Origin of the sequence: Oceanobacillus sp. FSL W7-1304, assembly GCF_037969805.1 — a bacterium.
Lineage (GTDB): Bacteria > Bacillota > Bacilli > Bacillales > Amphibacillaceae > Oceanobacillus > Oceanobacillus profundus.
Genome location: NZ_CP150211.1, coordinates 3,353,775 through 3,365,838, shown reverse-complemented (window position 1 = coordinate 3,365,838; position 12,064 = coordinate 3,353,775). Strand labels below are relative to the sequence as shown.

General features: G+C 37.5%; 16 protein-coding genes. 4 read left to right on the top strand and 12 right to left on the bottom strand.

Annotated elements, in window-relative coordinates; genetic code table 11:
* Positions 1-5: 5 nt before the first annotated feature.
* A complete protein-coding gene (locus NYE61_RS16845; protein WP_095307867.1) occupies positions 6-308 on the bottom strand; it encodes a hypothetical protein in 303 nt (100 codons plus the stop codon).
* Positions 309-531: 223 nt separating this feature from the next.
* On the bottom strand, positions 532-1,008 hold the full coding sequence (locus NYE61_RS16840) for a competence protein ComK (RefSeq protein WP_095307866.1): 477 nt from the start codon (positions 1,006-1,008) through the stop codon (positions 532-534).
* A 203-nt stretch (positions 1,009-1,211) separates the two neighbouring features.
* On the opposite strand from NYE61_RS16840, the gene NYE61_RS16835 reads away from it, so the two are divergent.
* Genes NYE61_RS16835 through NYE61_RS16825 form a run of 3 tightly spaced genes read left to right on the top strand, consistent with a single transcriptional unit; the run spans position 1,212 to position 1,618 of the window.
* On the top strand, positions 1,212-1,343 hold the full coding sequence (locus NYE61_RS16835) for a hypothetical protein (protein WP_262366375.1): 132 nt from the start codon (positions 1,212-1,214) through the stop codon (positions 1,341-1,343).
* On the top strand, positions 1,312-1,470 hold the full coding sequence (locus tag NYE61_RS16830) for a hypothetical protein (protein ID WP_339316072.1): 159 nt from the start codon (positions 1,312-1,314) through the stop codon (positions 1,468-1,470). The genes NYE61_RS16835 and NYE61_RS16830 overlap by 32 nt, the downstream gene beginning before the upstream one ends.
* Positions 1,463-1,618, top strand: coding sequence for a YjfB family protein (locus NYE61_RS16825; RefSeq protein ID WP_251660267.1), 156 nt, complete (start codon positions 1,463-1,465; stop codon positions 1,616-1,618). The genes NYE61_RS16830 and NYE61_RS16825 overlap by 8 nt, the downstream gene beginning before the upstream one ends.
* Before the next feature lie 259 nt (positions 1,619-1,877).
* Here NYE61_RS16825 and NYE61_RS16820 read toward each other — a convergent pair whose 3' ends face one another.
* Together NYE61_RS16820 and fabZ are read right to left on the bottom strand one after the other, a co-directional pair.
* Positions 1,878-2,123 carry a hypothetical protein gene (locus NYE61_RS16820; protein ID WP_339316069.1) on the bottom strand — a complete coding sequence of 82 codons (246 nt, stop codon included), beginning with the start codon at positions 2,121-2,123 and terminating at the stop codon, positions 1,878-1,880.
* Between the two features lie 169 nt (positions 2,124-2,292).
* On the bottom strand, positions 2,293-2,715 hold the full coding sequence (gene fabZ / locus NYE61_RS16815) for a 3-hydroxyacyl-ACP dehydratase FabZ (protein ID WP_095307863.1): 423 nt from the start codon (positions 2,713-2,715) through the stop codon (positions 2,293-2,295).
* 137 nt (positions 2,716-2,852) lie between these two features.
* Here fabZ and NYE61_RS16810 point away from each other — a divergent pair, with 137 nt between their 5' ends.
* Entirely contained in the window at positions 2,853-2,999 is a 147-nt protein-coding gene (locus tag NYE61_RS16810; RefSeq protein WP_118888516.1) for a lmo0937 family membrane protein, read from the top strand.
* A 69-nt stretch (positions 3,000-3,068) separates the two neighbouring features.
* Here NYE61_RS16810 and NYE61_RS16805 read toward each other — a convergent pair whose 3' ends face one another.
* The 8 genes from NYE61_RS16805 to spoIID all read right to left on the bottom strand — a co-directional run bounded on the left by NYE61_RS16805 (position 3,069) and on the right by spoIID (position 12,064).
* The gene (locus NYE61_RS16805) at positions 3,069-3,422 is read right to left on the bottom strand and encodes a DNA-directed RNA polymerase subunit beta (protein ID WP_118888515.1); all 354 of its coding nucleotides are present in this window, start codon (positions 3,420-3,422) and stop codon (positions 3,069-3,071) included.
* 240 nt (positions 3,423-3,662) lie between these two features.
* On the bottom strand, positions 3,663-4,496 hold the full coding sequence (locus NYE61_RS16800; protein ID WP_303451274.1) for a flagellar hook-basal body protein: 834 nt from the start codon (positions 4,494-4,496) through the stop codon (positions 3,663-3,665).
* Positions 4,497-4,515: 19 nt separating this feature from the next.
* Positions 4,516-5,325, bottom strand: a complete 810-nt coding sequence (locus NYE61_RS16795) for a flagellar hook-basal body protein (RefSeq protein WP_303451276.1) — start codon at positions 5,323-5,325, stop codon at positions 4,516-4,518.
* Between the two features lie 162 nt (positions 5,326-5,487).
* Positions 5,488-6,489, bottom strand: a complete 1,002-nt coding sequence (locus NYE61_RS16790; RefSeq protein ID WP_095307859.1) for a rod shape-determining protein — start codon at positions 6,487-6,489, stop codon at positions 5,488-5,490.
* Positions 6,490-6,814: 325 nt separating this feature from the next.
* Positions 6,815-7,096 carry a sporulation transcriptional regulator SpoIIID gene (gene spoIIID, locus NYE61_RS16785; protein ID WP_095307858.1) on the bottom strand — a complete coding sequence of 94 codons (282 nt, stop codon included), beginning with the start codon at positions 7,094-7,096 and terminating at the stop codon, positions 6,815-6,817.
* A 492-nt stretch (positions 7,097-7,588) separates the two neighbouring features.
* A complete protein-coding gene (locus tag NYE61_RS16780; protein WP_095307857.1) occupies positions 7,589-8,605 on the bottom strand; it encodes an AimR family lysis-lysogeny pheromone receptor in 1,017 nt (338 codons plus the stop codon).
* A gap of 215 nt (positions 8,606-8,820) precedes the next feature.
* Entirely contained in the window at positions 8,821-9,726 is a 906-nt protein-coding gene (locus NYE61_RS16775; RefSeq protein WP_095307856.1) for a M23 family metallopeptidase, read from the bottom strand.
* A 1,138-nt stretch (positions 9,727-10,864) separates the two neighbouring features.
* Positions 10,865-12,064, bottom strand: a complete 1,200-nt coding sequence (gene spoIID, locus NYE61_RS16770) for a stage II sporulation protein D (RefSeq protein ID WP_303448346.1) — start codon at positions 12,062-12,064, stop codon at positions 10,865-10,867.

Genomic DNA, 12,064 nt, shown 5'->3' with positions numbered 1-12,064 from the left:
TGAAATTAAACGTATTGTCTACCCTCCGGTCTTGATGCCGAAAGAATAAGGACTAAAGCTGTAATGATATGCATAATCATTCCAACAATCGGAATCCAGCCGAAGATTGATGTGATAATTCCAAATACGCTACCAAATCCAGATCCATTATCCTTTTTCGCAAGGATTAAGGTAATAATATGGAGAATCAGCATGACAAATAGTGGTGTCCATGCATTTGAAAGAATGTACAATCCTCCAAGTATAGGAATTCCTAATAGTGCTTCAAATATTCCAGTAATCCATTTAAAAATACGTGATATCGACATATGGATTACCACCTCCTTATCATACAATCAGTTTATAATATAAAAAGCTCTTACTATATTTCCCGTTTTTATAAAATTGACACATCATCGCTGTGCATCAGAATCTAATCGTGTGCCGATTATAAATAACTTCATTTTTATATACGTTTTAACACAGCAAACGTTTCACTTTTTATCGCTTCTAGCTTTACTCATTCTATAAGCAGCCATGGTACATTTCTCGTTAATACATGTCACTTCCAAAACCAAACAAAATTCGCCTATTGTAATGTACGATAACTTGACTCGTTCGTTTATACTGTGCATCAATTGAATTTTCTGAGGCATTTACATAAATTCCTGTATCATCAAAAAATCCAATATAGGTCCTATCGGCCCGTTGTTCATAAAATTTAACCTGATGGAAAGCTATCCAGACACAATCTTTATTTTTAGTCGATGATGTTGGAAACATAAATACGCCTCGTGTTGGAGAAATGGGGACTGGTAATTTGGAGGTTGTGGACAGGATTTTCCTTACTGCTTGTTTTCTCCCTTTTAAATCGGCACCATAAAGAAGACAACTATTGTCAATGATCTGCTCTGGACTTTTAATGGAAAACTTATCTTCGTTGCCTTCTAATACTTTCGATCGGTAATATGAAGATGCAGTACGCATAATTGCTTTTGTGTCAGAAGATATAATATATAGCCTTTCCATCCTTCCACCGCCTATTTTTAACTTATTTACCATAATATAACTATATAGTATGGACTAAGGCTATTTTACTAGAAATATCAAAAGATTTCACTAAAAACGAAACGCTTTCACCATAATTAAAATTACTTGCGTCCTCTGTTTTTGTTTTTAATCTTAATTGAAAGGGTATTGTTAAGTATAAAGTGAAAGAAGGAGGCAAATAAATGACCAACAACAAAAAGAAACAAAAAATACAACTTGATGATCGTGAAACAGAAAAAGGCTCGCAATTGCAATCGAATGATATGAAAGAAGCGCAAGGGAATGAAAAGAAAGAAGATAATAAAGAAAAATAAAAAATTCGCCAATGCTGAACAACTGTACAACATGTATGATATACTCGCTGTAGCGAACACTTTATTTTATACGTTAAAGCGAGGGATTTTAAATGGATATCGCAGCTATGTCTATGGCAATGAATAATCATCAAGTTCGTACAGATGCAAGCTTAGCAATTATGGATAACATTAAGAATGTTGCTGAACAGCAAGGTTTACAGCTTATGGAAATGTTACAGGATTCCACTCCTCCACATCCAACATTAGGAAACCAGATTGATGTAAAGCTTTAAAGTGAACGACCAGGATTTAAATTTATTACACGCTGTTTCTCAGAAGCATAGAGTCGAACAATTTGCTCAATAAGCCAAAACTGGTCATCAGCTTCAATTGAAATAAACTAAAAAAGCAGAACTCCTTTGTGGTTAGTTCTGCTTTTTAATTGCTTAAGTAACGAGGTTGTTTTGTAATTCAGCTACCCAATTATCAAAAAATTCATAAAAGGGGTAAGCAAAATTGGGTTTTCTCAGAACCTAGCTCAAGATTCTTTCTTTATCTATCCTCATCACGTAAATTGTCATTCGGTGCTTCATTCTGATTACCATCTTCCATCATGCCATCCTGTTGATCAGTGTTTTCTTCTTGTGCAGGATCCATTTCATTCATATCTCCCTCTTCATTCAGTGGAGCTTCTTCATTAACAGGATCCTGATCGTCATTCCCCATGCCACATGCTGTGACTAAGGATAATGCTAAAACAGGTGCACCTAATCTGATAAGCAATTTGCTTTTCATCATTAATTCCTCCTTTGAGATGTTCACTATCGCCATTAGCTTAACCATTTTTAAAGAAGACATACGAATTAATGATGAAATTATTGATAAAAATCCCATTTTCATGGTGCAGACGAATCAGTTATGGTTTTACTGTTATATTTTTTTCAAACAAATGAAAAGGGTGCTCACTTTATTTAATTGCAAAGGTAATTTCTGCTTCACAAGCCAGCTCGCCATCCACGGTGGCGATGCCTTTTCCTTTACCAACTGGGCCTTTCATTCGTAGAATTTCTACGTCCAGTTTTAACTGATCACCTGGTTTTACTTGGCGTTTAAATCGGCATTTATCAACTCCTGCAAGGAAGCCAATCTTGCCTTTGTTTCCTTCAATGTTTAATACTGCAATTGCACCAACCTGTGCTAGCGCCTCGACAATTAAAACCCCTGGCATGACCGGGTAATCCGGGAAATGACCTTGAAAAAATGGCTCATTAATACTCACATTTTTAAGACCAACAACGCGTTTTCCTTCTTCCATTTCAGTTACTTTATCAACCAATAAAAACGGATATCGATGGGGGATAATTTCTTTAATTTGTTCTATGTTCAACATGCTATCTTGCTCCTTTATCACTTATAGGCTTTATATTATTTCATTATAACAGTTGATATGTTTGAAACAAAGCGATAAAAGGTACTTAGAATATATAAGAATTCTTAAATAATCACTTTCAGAAAGGAGAATAAGCTGTGCTTTGGACTATTATTGGCTTGCTTATCATCTTTTGGTTACTTGGATTTTCATTTGAAATAGCAGGCGGACTTGTTCATATACTGCTCGTTATAGCGTTGATTCTTTTAATTTTTAGACTTGTGACAGGTAGGAAAATCACCTAACATGAAACAAAGGCTACCGCAAACCTTTATGCGATAGCCTTTGTTCTTACATATATAGGTACTAGTTAATTATTCTGCCTTTGTAACGATATCAATGATATGCTGCCACGTTTCTTTTTTTAGTGCATCCGTGGGAACACCATCACCAATAATTCCATAGCCAATCATCAATCCAGCAACTAATGCAGCAGCAGCAAGAATTAAAACAATGATAATCCGTAGCCAAATTGGAAAAATACGACGACGCGGTCTTCTATTCTCCAATCTTTCTGCCTTTTGTTTTAGCTTTTGCTGTTTTCTAGACTGTTTATCTGAAGCTGAACTAGCCTTAGGAGACTCTTTCGGTGCTTTCGTCTTCTTTGTTGCATGGTTTTCTTCTTTCAGAGCTCTTCTAGACGTTTTTTCAGATTGATTTGTTGACATAGTTTGTTGCTCCTTATTCCCCTACATATCTAAACGCTTTTTCTTATTTAAAGTGTAACATAATCAGGTATGATCACCTAATAAAGTGAAACTTCAATCAGTGGGAGGTTCCTTTCTTTCTCCACTGATTGTTAGTTGAACAGAATCAGAAATTTATGAGCTGTTCCCCACATTCAAATCTTATTTTTCTCATTTGGGTATTACAGCCCTTTAATGCGTGGTAAAAGGGTTAATCTTATTTTAGGATCTTAGCTGATTAACGAGTCCCATCATCTGGTCACCCATTGAAATAGTTCTAGCATTAAATTGGTAGGAACGCTGTGTCGTCATCAAATCGGTAATTTGCTTCGATAAATCCACATTTGACTGCTCCAGTGCGCCACCTTGTATCATATCTTCATTTGCACCTGTTTCCACGATTATTTCATCCATCTCAAATCCGAGATTATCAAGATCAGGGAGACGAAACATGTTCTCGCCTACTGCTTCGAGTACACTTGGTCGAACCGCTTCTACAACTGCTAACTGTGCTTCAACGGCATTTTGCCCGCCTCTTGTTACTACAATTTGACCGTTCTCCCGAATTGCAATGGAATCAAATCCTTCTGCAAGAACAATAGGGCCATCTTGACCAATTACTGGATGACCGTCACCTGTCGTTAACATGACTGCCTGATTATTGTTTACCGGGCTGAGAAAGAAAGAACCATCTCGGGTATAATAAGTCTCATTCTGACCATTCTGATCCACTTGGATTTCAAACAAGTAGTTTTCTCGTGTTAATGCAGCATCAAGAGCTCTTCCTGTTTCTAAAATGGAACCCAGCGCTAAATTGTTACTCACTGTACCAATTTTAGCTCCAGAACCAATCCGTATACCATCTGGAGTTAGACGACCTTCAGCATTGGCTGCTGCAGATAAATTATTGATTTGATTAAAAAGCAGTGAAGAAAATTCAGCTTGGCGACTTTTGTAGCCTGTTGTTTGACTATTTGCCATATTATTACCGATAATATCTAGTTTTTGCTGCAGCTGGTTCATCGTTACAGCTGCTTGATTCATTATTTGAGACATGTTAATACCTCCTTAACCCCTACCCAATTCGACCGATTTCCGAAACTGCTTTTCCCATACTTTCATCATAAGCTCTTAGTACACGCTGATTCGTTTCGAACATCCGGTAAGCATTCATCATATCTGTCATGGTTTGCAGTGTATCTACATTTGATTGCTCAAGAAAACCTTGATGAATTGAAAAAGTTGCTCCTTCTGGAATCTGTTCTGCATCACCAGTGAAAAGATCATTTCCTTCTTTCGCCATTCCGTTGACATCTGCGGTGTATGAAATACCAAGCTGTACTGCATGCTCAGGTGTTTGTAAGACGCCTTCTGATGAAACCTCAAATTCCATTCCATTCGTTTCAATTGGATTACCAGCATTGTCAAGTACGTAGTATCCTTGATTCGTTACAAGTAAACCCTCGCCATCAACGGTAAAATTTCCATTGCGCGTATAGCGAACTTCTCCAGCCTCGTTTTGCACCGTAAAAAACAAGGAACCCGCATCATCGGGCATCGTTCCATCTACAAGCGCGATGTCGGTAGCTATACCAGTCTCTCTAATATCACCTTGGACAAAATTGGGGATTGTTTCTTGTACATAAACACCAGTGTTAATTGAACCAATCGGTTTCTGAATAGGAAATTGCAATCCTCCCTGTGTCGTAGAAAGACGTTCCTGCGATCCCATTTCCTTTAGCAATAACTCAGGAAAGGCACGTAAGGTTGTCTGATCTGCTTTATAACCTGGTGTATTCGCATTTGCAATATTATTCGCTAAAGCTTCCTGTTGCCTTTGCTGTGATATCATTCCACTTGCTGCTGTATAAAAGCCTCGTAACATGTTTCATTCCTCCTCCACAGGGCACTGCTTTTCCATTTGAGTAAATTACAAGAGGGTGTTCAAAAAGTCGGTAAAAATGACATACCAAATTTCTAGTTCCATTTTGAACTCGCACGTGTAAGATATGTACTAAGAGATAATAATCCTTCTCTTTATATCAAATTAACCAATTTTGCTGCGTTCTATTTTATCGATATTCTCAAGCATGATTCCCGTTCCTTTGGCAACACAATCCATCGGGTCTTCAGCAATAAATACAGGGACCTTCAATTCTTCCGCTAAGAGCTGATCGATACCATGTAATAATGCTCCACCACCGGTTAGAATAACTCCACGATCAATAATATCTGCAGATAATTCAGGAGGAGTACGTTCAAGCACCGTTTTCGCTGCTTGTACAATAAGGGATACAGACTCACTTAGTGCCTCCTGGATTTCTGCTGAACCTACTGTAATCGTACGTGGTAATCCAGTCACCATATCACGGCCCCTGATTTCCATTTCTTCATCACGTGACCCTTTAAAGACGGTAGCAACATTAATCTTAATATCCTCTGCCGTACGTTCACCAATTAAAAGCTTATATTTCTTTTTAATGTACTGAAGAATATCAATATCAAACTTATCACCGGCCATTTTGATGGATTCCGATGTTACAATTCCACCCATGGAAAGAACAGCTACATCTGTCGTTCCACCACCAATGTCTACAACCATATTACCGCTCGGTTGAAAGATTTCCATTCCAGCGCCAATCGCTGCTACTTTCGGCTCTTCTTCCAAATAGACTTTTTTCCCGCCAGACTTCTCAGCCGCTTCCTTAATTGCCTTTTGCTCCACTTTTGTAATGTTCGTTGGGCAGCAAATAAGCATTCTTGGCTTCGAAAGCAATCCTTTCACATTAATTTTATTTATAAAATGCTTTAACATAGCTTCTGTTACATCAAAGTCAGCAATAACTCCATCTTTCAATGGACGAGTGGCTTCAATATTTCCTGGTGTACGTCCAACCATACGTCGTGCTTCTTCACCAACTTCTAATACTTTTCCAGTATTTCGGTCCATTGCTACAACAGATGGTTCATTTAATACAATTCCTTTTCCTTTTACATGAATCAAAACATTGGCAGTTCCAAGGTCGATTCCAATATCTCTAGAAAACATGAATCTAGATCCTCCTAGCGTTACTATCTTGCATGGTCATTTTGACACAATGCTACTAGTATAATATTTTACCACAAATTTCAACAATTAACTGCTCTTTGTGAAATTTTTTTGTGTATAAAAATAGGCAAGTTTGTAGAAGGATGCAGAAAAAGCTGTAAGTGCATGTCATGGTTGATTTTTCCACTGTTTAGAGAAGGGATAGGAGGTGTAAATAGAGAGCAAATAATAGAAGATCCCGGATGGATTATCCGGGCGTATACTAGTTAAAACAAATTTATTGATGTCGTGTTTTACAAAAGCGCATCAAATTTCCTACGCTCATTCAACCGGCTGGTTTTTCCTCTGGTACTTTTTTCCCATCAATTTTATACTTTTGTCTTGTCGCTTCTCCCCCCCGTAAATGTCGAATTGCTTTATGATATTCTAGAATTTCCTTTACTTGATTTGCCAGCTCTGGATTTATCTCCGGCAATCGTTCTGTTAAATCTTTATGAACTGTGCTTTTGGAAACACCAAATTCCTTTGCAATCGTTCGGACTGTTTTTCTTGTCTCCACGACATGCCTTCCTATCCTGATCGTTCTCTCTTTGATGTAATCATGCACACCGTTCGCCTCCCTAAGTTGATTACTTCCGAGGTGTAGGTACTGAGACATGGCGTTACAACGAGATATCGATATTAATGAAAAGATAACACTAAGTAGAATATGGAGTATGTACCAACAATTTTATGAATAAACAACGGTTATCAGATAATATTCCATGAGGAGCGTGTAGTAAAAGGAAGATTTCTAAATCACACAAGCTCTCACCTCAGACAGTTCGTTTGCATGGTTTGTAACATCTTATTAGCGGAGTTCATGCTTTATGATTAAAATTATTAGGATAAATGAAAGGGACAAGATGTATTTTCGAAAAAATTTTGCTGTTATGCTCTGATGAGGCATATAGAATGGTATCCACTCGAATAAATTTGAGGTTATTCCCTATAAACTGCAATTACTTAGAAGCGAAGTGATAACTGCAACTGCTATGACTATGAACAAAAAAGATACCTCGCTCAAAAGAACAAAGTATCATGCCACTAGTATACTGCACTATAATTTTTTCATCGCATCTAACGGTAGCTTACTGAAAAAATAATCACTACGTTTTCCGATAAAATGATTGTAGGATTTCATCAATAATCCTTTATCCCGCTTTGCTTTTCCTAAATAATAAAGCTGAAACGGTGTTTTGCTTGGTATTTCACTTAAAATATCGATTGCTTTTTCATTGTTGCCTTTTGCTAATTCGATATGGGCTTGTTCTCCTTTATCTGCTGTACGAATGTTCTCTACCATCTTGTAATGTGCAGATAGAAACGGAATATTATAATTTTCGAGTATATTAATCATATAATATAAATTATTATCCTCGGAAATTTTTAGTGCTTGATCCAAATGATATATTCCACTTTCATACGCGTCATGCGTATAGGATAATCCTAAATACGTATGTACATGTGCGTGAAGTTGTGGACTATCAAGCATATTTAATGCACGATAGGCGTATTTCCTAGCCATGATTAATTCATTTCGCATAATATGGTACACTACATTGATTTTGTATAATCTTATTTTAAAAAAGACAACTAGCAGCCTTTCCTCAATTTCTGAAAAGTATTGTTGATGTGTAACCATTAAATTCCCGATTTTATCAAATTGATTGAGATGCTGGTATGCTTTTTCTTGAATCAATTCAATTAAAAATAATAACTCCGGCTCTTTGGTAGAATAGCGACCCCTAAAGTACGCCAATTGATCCAGCGTTTCTATCGGACTAATCTTAAAGCAACGCTGATCAACCATAATACGATAAATCCCACCCCATAGTCGATTTGACGGGTTGTCCGACTCTAGGTTTTTTTGGATTAATAATTCAAGCTCTTGTATAAATCCGTATATATACAAATATTCCATGCCTTTTTTTTGGATATTCTGTGATTTTGAATGCAAACAAATATTTTTCATCGATTCTTTTGCTGACGCTGCATCCTTTTCCAAGTTTAATATATTCATCATTTCTGTTATTGTAAGCTCCGAATACGGAGTCATAAACTTTGCAATAACCAACCTTATTCCTCCTTTTCCTAAAACAGGAAAACGTTTATTAGTTTTTTGCCCAAAAAAATTATTTCTAAAAACAATAATATTTTATCACAATTTATTGTATTGAAAATATAATATCGTTCGACAATTTACGCATAAATATACAGCTTTTAAATAATCGATTTTTCATCTTTAAAGAAAAAAATACTCCAGAAACGTTTTTCCGGAGTATTTTCGTCTTATTCATTTTCAGTTTCTAATTGTTCATCTGTTCCTTCTTCAGAGTCATCAGCTTCATCACTTGGAGTATCTTCAGGATTCTCTTCAACTTCCCCATCCGTATCTGTTACTTGATCCGATTCATCTGCTTGCTCTTCTTCATTCACAGTAGAATCTTCTTCTACTGTAGCATCTTCTTCATTTACTGCAGCGTCTTCTTTAGCTTCCTCTGTAATACTTTCAAGGCTGCTTACAGGCTGATTGAAAAAGCTTTCTGGATTCACTTCTTTTCCATCTTTTCTGATTTCAAAATGGACGTGCGTTCCGTTATCTTTACCAAAAATATTTTTACCAGCAGTACCAAGTTTTTCACCTTGTTTTACTTCTGCACCAGCAGAAACACTAACCTCTTCTAAACTGGCATAATACGTTTTTACATCCTCGCCATGTAATAGAATAACAACGTTCCCTAAGAGTGGATCCTCTTTTACTTCCTCAACAGTACCAGATAAAGCTGCTACAACATCAAATGTTTCTGCATCAGCTGATGTGATATCAACTCCCGTACTTTGATAGAACCTGTTATTGTAGAGCACCAGAGCATTCTCTCGATCTTCTTGTTCTGCGCTGTAATCAAAAAATTTAGTTACGATTTCTGCTTGATCTGAGTTTTCTAATGGCATTTGAATCAGTTCCTGCTGCTCAATTACCGGCTCTGCACCCTCCTCATTTGGGATTGGGCTGTATTCCTCACCTAGGTTCTCGGTTTCTGTCGTATCTGTGATTTGATTATCTAAATTTTGATACCACACAACCACCGACAATAAAACAGCTGCAATCGTCAAGTATAAAGCTGGGAAAAACCACTTCTTGCGATAAATGCGACTCCATTTATTTTTTGGACCGCCTTTAAATTCTTCACTCATAATTTATCACCTCAGCAACCATTGTGAGCAGAAAAGTAAGAATATATACATCACTCCCAAAAAAATTTATAGATTTTATGGATTTTTTTTTAGAATTGAGGAAAGGTAAGAAATTACTCGGGTAAATGTGAGTTCGGTACAGAGGTTATGCGAGACCGGTGAAAGAGGGAGTATGATCATTCGGTAACTCATAAGAGGGATGAGTTACCCAAAAGTGTAAACGCATGCTCATTCGGTAACTCATAAGAAGGATGAGCGACCCAAAAGTGTAAATGCATGCTCATTCGGTAACTCATAAGAAGGATGAGCGACCCAAAAGTGTAAATGCATGCTCATTCGGTAACTCATAAGAGGGATGAGTTACCCGAAAGTGTAAATGCATGCTCATTCGGTAACTCATAAGAAGGATGAGCGACCCAAAAGTGTAAACGCATGCTCATTCGGTAACTCATAGGAGGGATGAGTGACCCAAAAGTGTAAATGCATGCTCATTCGGTAACTCATAGGAGGGATGAGCGACCCAAAAGTGTAAATGCATGCTCATTCGGTAACTCATAAGAAGGATGAGCGACCCAAAAGTGTAAATGCATGCTCATTCGGTAACTCATAAGAGGGATGAGTTACCCAAAAGTGTAAATGCATGCTCATTCGGTAACTCATAAGAAGGATGAGCGACCCAAAAGTGTAAATGCATGCTCATTCGGTAACTCATAGGAGGGATGAGTGACCCAATAATGTAAATGCATGCTCATTCGGTAACTCATAGGAGGGATGAGTGACCCAATAATGTAAATGCATGCTCATTCGGTAACTCATAAGAAGGATGAGCGACCCAAAAGTGTAAACGCATGCTCATTCGGTAACTCATAAGAAGGATGAGCGACCCAAAAGTGTAAACGCATGCTCATTCGGTACTCATAAGAAGGATGAGCGACCCAAAAGTGTAAATGCATGCTCATTCGGTAACTCATAAGAAGGATGAGTGACCCAAAAATGAAAATGCATGCTCATTCGGTAACTCATCATGGATATGGATATCTGAACCCCAGTATATGTTCAACTGATCAAGGTGAACGCTCATAGAATTTTTTAGATACAGAATCAAACATTTCATTTACCTCACAATAAAAACCCTCGTCTATTTCGAGACGAGGGTTGGTGCTGTTTCATTTATTGTACTAATATCAACATCCTGATAATAATGTTGGACGATTTCTTCATAGGTCTTGCCTTCTTTAGCCATTCCATCTGCACCGTATTGGCTCATTCCAACACCATGACCAAAGCCTTCTGTTGTAAAAATAAGATGACCGTTGTTTTGCGTTACCGTAAAGTCACTCGATTTAAGGTCAAGTCCTTCTCTAACTTCCCTGCCTGTAAACTTATTATCTTCAATTACAATGTTACTGACCCGCCCACTTTCCGTTCGTTCCATTTCGATATATAAAGGATCCTCCTCTGGAAGGTCAATTGCAAGTGCTTCTTCCACTTGTGCAATTGTATATGTTTCTCGACCAAGGTATTCTGGTGAATCAAGGTCCCACGGACTCTCAACGCTTCTTAAGTAGGAAACCTCATTTTCCCAATATTCCTCAGAGTTTTCTGTATACCCATTGCTCGTAGAAAAAAAGGCTGCATTGATTGGTGCATCATTATAAGTTAAAATCTGGCCCTCTGTTTCCTGAACCGCTCGTTTTATTTTGTTCATATTATCAGCGTATTTTTTACCCCATAATTGCTTCAGCTCTTGCTCATTTTTAAAAACTTGATGATTCACCGTATCGGTTACGTCATAGTTACCTTCTGCATTACCATGTAATAGATGATTAATTGTAAATGTTCGGGCAGCGAGAGCCTGTGCTTTTAATGCCTCTAATTCAAATGTAGCTGGCATCTCTGAAGCAACAACTCCAGCTACATAATCTTCCAGTGGCAGATCCTCCACTGTATCTTTCGCCTGTCGCATTACTGCTACAGAAATTGGTGATTGATCTAATTCCACCGTTGCTTCTGTTTCTTTCTCCTGTGTCGCAATAGATTCCTGCTTTCCGTCACCAAACATCGCTACGATAACCGCAGGGATAACAAGTATGAATAACAATAGCCCGGATAATACAATCGCAGTAGGGATCTTCCATGTCGATTGGTTCCGATTATCGAAATACCGTGTTTTTCGATTTTTTAAAGGAATAATTTTTTTGAGTGGTGCTGGTTGTGTTTTCGTATACTCCAATTTCCGTTGCTGTTTTTTCATTATTTGCTTTTCCAAGGACGATTTCTTTTTTTTCAAGGATTTTGTTACAGAATTGGAATAATATGTGTGTTTTCTTTTGTTCAC

Coding starts and splice junctions, on each gene's coding strand:
- NYE61_RS16845 (WP_095307867.1), bottom strand. CDS start 308: ATGTCGATATCACGTATTTTTAAATGGATTACTGGAATATTTGAAGCA.
- NYE61_RS16840 (WP_095307866.1), bottom strand. CDS start 1,008: ATGGAAAGGCTATATATTATATCTTCTGACACAAAAGCAATTATGCGT.
- NYE61_RS16835 (WP_262366375.1), top strand. CDS start 1,212: ATGACCAACAACAAAAAGAAACAAAAAATACAACTTGATGATCGTGAA.
- NYE61_RS16830 (WP_339316072.1), top strand. CDS start 1,312: ATGAAAAGAAAGAAGATAATAAAGAAAAATAAAAAATTCGCCAATGCT.
- NYE61_RS16825 (WP_251660267.1), top strand. CDS start 1,463: ATGAATAATCATCAAGTTCGTACAGATGCAAGCTTAGCAATTATGGAT.
- NYE61_RS16820 (WP_339316069.1), bottom strand. CDS start 2,123: ATGATGAAAAGCAAATTGCTTATCAGATTAGGTGCACCTGTTTTAGCA.
- fabZ (WP_095307863.1), bottom strand. CDS start 2,715: ATGTTGAACATAGAACAAATTAAAGAAATTATCCCCCATCGATATCCG.
- NYE61_RS16805 (WP_118888515.1), bottom strand. CDS start 3,422: ATGTCAACAAATCAATCTGAAAAAACGTCTAGAAGAGCTCTGAAAGAA.
- NYE61_RS16800 (WP_303451274.1), bottom strand. CDS start 4,496: ATGTCTCAAATAATGAATCAAGCAGCTGTAACGATGAACCAGCTGCAG.
- NYE61_RS16795 (WP_303451276.1), bottom strand. CDS start 5,325: ATGTTACGAGGCTTTTATACAGCAGCAAGTGGAATGATATCACAGCAA.
- NYE61_RS16790 (WP_095307859.1), bottom strand. CDS start 6,489: ATGTTTTCTAGAGATATTGGAATCGACCTTGGAACTGCCAATGTTTTG.
- NYE61_RS16775 (WP_095307856.1), bottom strand. CDS start 9,726: ATGAGTGAAGAATTTAAAGGCGGTCCAAAAAATAAATGGAGTCGCATT.